This is a genomic window from Pelatocladus sp. BLCC-F211 (assembly GCF_041928655.1).
In the GTDB taxonomy this organism is placed as follows: Bacteria; Cyanobacteriota; Cyanobacteriia; order Cyanobacteriales; family Nostocaceae; genus Pelatocladus.
This window is the reverse complement of record NZ_JBHFLM010000225.1, coordinates 1-3,486: the sequence shown is the minus strand read 5'-3', so window position 1 is coordinate 3,486 and position 3,486 is coordinate 1. Positions and strand designations below refer to the sequence as shown.

The following is a 3,486-nucleotide window of genomic DNA, read 5'->3' as shown; positions in this document are numbered from 1 at the left end:
TTGTGGATTGTTACTTTCTGATAGAGCTTTCTGTAAACTTTCTTTCTGTGATTGATTCAAGTATCCTTGAGCAGGCATAGTAGTAGCTTCACGAGTTTATCCAGTTTACATTTTATGCAAATTAGGTGTGGAACAGCTTATTTGTGATTAACTGGTAAAAATACTTAACTGTAAATGCTGGGATAAAGACTCAACTAAAGCGATCGCACCCACAGGATTACCTGTACTATCTAATGGGGGACTATAACAAGCGATCGCACCCTCACCTGGCACTACTGCTAAAAGTGTACCGCTAATCCCGGATTTCATTGGCAGACCGATTTGTACAGCATATTGAAAAGAAGCTTCGTACAGTCCACAGGTTAACATCAGGGCGTTGACAATCTGACGATGCTTTGCTGATATTAATTCACTTGCACCAGCTAAGAGTTTTCCCAGACGGGCTAAGTCTGTGACTGTTCCAGCTAAACAGCATATTTGTTCGTAAGTGTCAAGAGTTATTACTGGATTATTTACATAACCAGCATCGGCTAAATAACGGGTAATATCTCGGTTAGTTTGAGAACCTGCGGAACGTACCGAAGCGAGTGTGACTTCATCCAACTTGAGTTGACAACCTGCGATTTGGTTTAGCCATTGACAAAATTTTTGAGTGCGATCGCGAGCGTTGTTTCCTGGTAATTTATCAGCAAGAGTAATAGCTCCACTATTAATCATCGGATTGCGAGGATGTCCACCATCAGCAACCAGTTGTTCTACAGAATTGAAAGCATCAAGGGATGGTTCAACCCCAACCCAGCTAAAAACGGTTTCACTTCCCAAGTATTCTAATAGATACAATAACGAAAACGGCTTAATAGCACTCATTAAGGGAAAAATACAAGCCGTATCGCCAGCACTGATACTTTCTCCTGATACACAACAAATGTGAACAGCAAACCAATTGGAATTAGCTACAGCTAACTGGGGAATGCGTTCGACGATTTGTCCTTGAGATGCTTGGGCTTTGGCTTGCTGTATATAACTTAGTAACTCGGTAGTAGTGAGTATTTCTAATTTTCTCAAAGCTGCCTAGTCTTTGAATGAAAGATGTACTTTAAAGAATAAGCGATCGCCCTTTAATTTTTAATTGTTATGACTCCTCGTGTCAGAGCGCCAGAACTACCGCAAAATTACCCTTGGCTTAATACCGAAAAACCCTTATCTTTACAAAAACTCCGGGGTAGAGTCATAATCTTAGACTTTTGGACATACTGTTGCATCAACTGTTTGCATGTTCTTCCAGATTTAAAATATTTAGAACAGAAATACAAAGATAGCCTGACAGTTATTGGTGTACACAGTGCTAAATTTGACAACGAAAAAGAAATCGACAATATCCGCCAAGCTATTCTGCGTTACGACATCGAACACCCAGTTTTAATCGATAGTGGTTTTAAAGTTTGGGAAAATTACGCCGTTCGTGCTTGGCCTACCTTAATGGTAATTGACCCAGAAGGTTATGTAATTCATTATGTATCCGGTGAAGGTCATCGCGATATTTTAGATCAAGTTATCGAAAAATTAATTCGCCAACACCAAGAAAAAGGTACTATTAATTTTCAAGAACTACAACTCATTTTAGAGAAACAGCAACAACCATTAATTACACCATTAGCCTTTCCTGGTAAAGTCTTAGCCACAACAGCAGGATTATTCATCGCTGACTCTGGACATCATCGAATTGTGATGAGTACTTTCAATGGAGAAGTCCTAAATATTATTGGTAGCGGACAACCTGGGTTAAGAGATGGTTCTTTTGATGAAGCGCAATTTTTTGCACCCCAGGGAATGACATTTGATACAGAAAATCAAATGCTGTATATAGCAGATACAGAAAACCATGCGCTGCGACGTGTAGATTTGCTGCGTCAAGTTGTCGAAACTATTGCTGGAACAGGAGAACAAAGTCGTAACATCCAACCACATAGCGGTATTAGTAAAGAAACAGCCTTAAATTCTCCTTGGGATTTACAAAAGGTGGGAAATAGCTTATTTATTGCTATGGCAGGGCCGCATCAAATTTGGCAAATGGATTTAGAAAATAATATTGTCAAAACCTATGCAGGTACGGGTGCAGAAGCTTGTGTTGATGGTACACTCACCGAATCTGCTTTTGCTCAACCTAGCGGTATCACTACTGATGGGAAAGAATTATATATTGCTGACAGTGAAGTTAGTTCAATTCGTGGTGTGGGAATAGTTGAACCAAAACTAGTCAGAACGGTTTGTGGTAGTGGTGCGTTATTTGGTTTTGGTGATGTAGATGGACAAGGTACTGATGTCAGATTACAGCATTGTTTGGGAGTAGAATACGCGCAAAATTTTCTGTGGATTGCTGATAGCTACAACCACAAAATTAAATTAGTCAGTCCTCATACGGGGAATTGTCAAACAGTATTAGGAGATGGTACGACTACTTTACAAGATGGTCAAGGAAAAAATAGCAGCTTTTATGAACCTTCGGGATTAAGTGTCATGGGTTCTAATTTATATATTGCTGATACTAATAATCACACTATTCGCCACGTAGATTTAAATACTTTGATAATAAAAACACTAGATTTTTCTGGTTTATGCGCTCCAAATGTCTGTGTTCCCTAGTAGTGAAGTACAATTCCTAATGAGTACTTAATTGATCACTAAAAACTCAGATTATGAGGTTATTTTCTCAAATTTTTAACTAAATTGATGTCAGCTAATTAGCAGAATATCCTAGAAGTTGTATTTAAATTATGGTGGTTAGTGTCCATCATAAATCAACTTTCTCTATTTATCTGATATGAACGAAAAAATTATACCTCTAGATTGTGATGATGTTATACTTTTAGGAAAAGATACATTTAAAGTAAGTAGATTAAAAGAGTTAATCGAGAAACAAATTAGACATAGATTGCAGCGACGAGTTTATGAGTCTAATAGTCTTGAACCAGGCGTTTCAATGTTGGAGTTATTTAATTTAATATCTTTGGGTGAACATCACATCAAACTTAGTGAAATTCAATTTAATTATGTTATCAATTGCCAGGTACTAAGAATTGGCAGCGAAGGTTGGCGCAAAGGCAAGCTTAATATTGAGGTATGTATTTTATCTCTTAACCCAAATCTTAATCAAATTTACTTGGAGTTTCATCCAGAAGAGTTTATTGAGTATGATTCACTTTTAGATGATATTTGTAAAATTATCGCTGAAAATTAAGTAAGTCGGCACAAATGTAGAGACGTGCCATAGCACGTCTGTAATCGTTGGAGTCGTCATTGGTCATTTGTCATTGGTCGTTGGTAATAATTTTAGATTTATTTACTTTCCATAACATAGTTAAACCTCGTCCATCTTGGAAAGAGGAGTTTTTCAAAAAGGACATTATGTAGGTTGGGTGGAACGGAGTGTAACCCAACATTAACCAGACTATAATGTTGGGTTTCGCTGTCGCTACACCCAACCTA

Annotated in this window: 3 protein-coding genes; 2 read left to right on the top strand and 1 reads right to left on the bottom strand. The window is 37.8% G+C overall.

From position 1 onward, the window contains the following. Window positions 1-147: 147 nt before the first annotated feature. Window positions 148-1,065: a glutaminase gene (locus tag ACE1AT_RS26915; protein ID WP_374873990.1), complete on the bottom strand. Its 918-nt coding sequence runs from the start codon at window positions 1,063-1,065 to the stop codon at window positions 148-150. Window positions 1,066-1,134: 69 nt separating this feature from the next. Here ACE1AT_RS26915 and ACE1AT_RS26910 point away from each other — a divergent pair, with 69 nt between their 5' ends. After that, the gene (locus ACE1AT_RS26910) at window positions 1,135-2,643 is read left to right on the top strand and encodes a thioredoxin-like domain-containing protein (protein ID WP_374873988.1); all 1,509 of its coding nucleotides are present in this window, start codon (window positions 1,135-1,137) and stop codon (window positions 2,641-2,643) included. A 178-nt stretch (window positions 2,644-2,821) separates the two neighbouring features. After that, window positions 2,822-3,238 carry a KGK domain-containing protein gene (locus ACE1AT_RS26905; RefSeq protein ID WP_016862664.1) on the top strand — a complete coding sequence of 139 codons (417 nt, stop codon included), beginning with the start codon at window positions 2,822-2,824 and terminating at the stop codon, window positions 3,236-3,238. The last annotated feature ends 248 nt before the right edge of the window (window positions 3,239-3,486 follow it).

Excerpts from the sequence above, each read along its gene's own strand:
- ACE1AT_RS26910 (WP_374873988.1), top strand. The coding sequence starts at position 1,135 with ATGACTCCTCGTGTCAGAGCGCCAGAACTACCGCAAAATTACCCTTGG.
- ACE1AT_RS26905 (WP_016862664.1), top strand. The coding sequence starts at position 2,822 with ATGAACGAAAAAATTATACCTCTAGATTGTGATGATGTTATACTTTTA.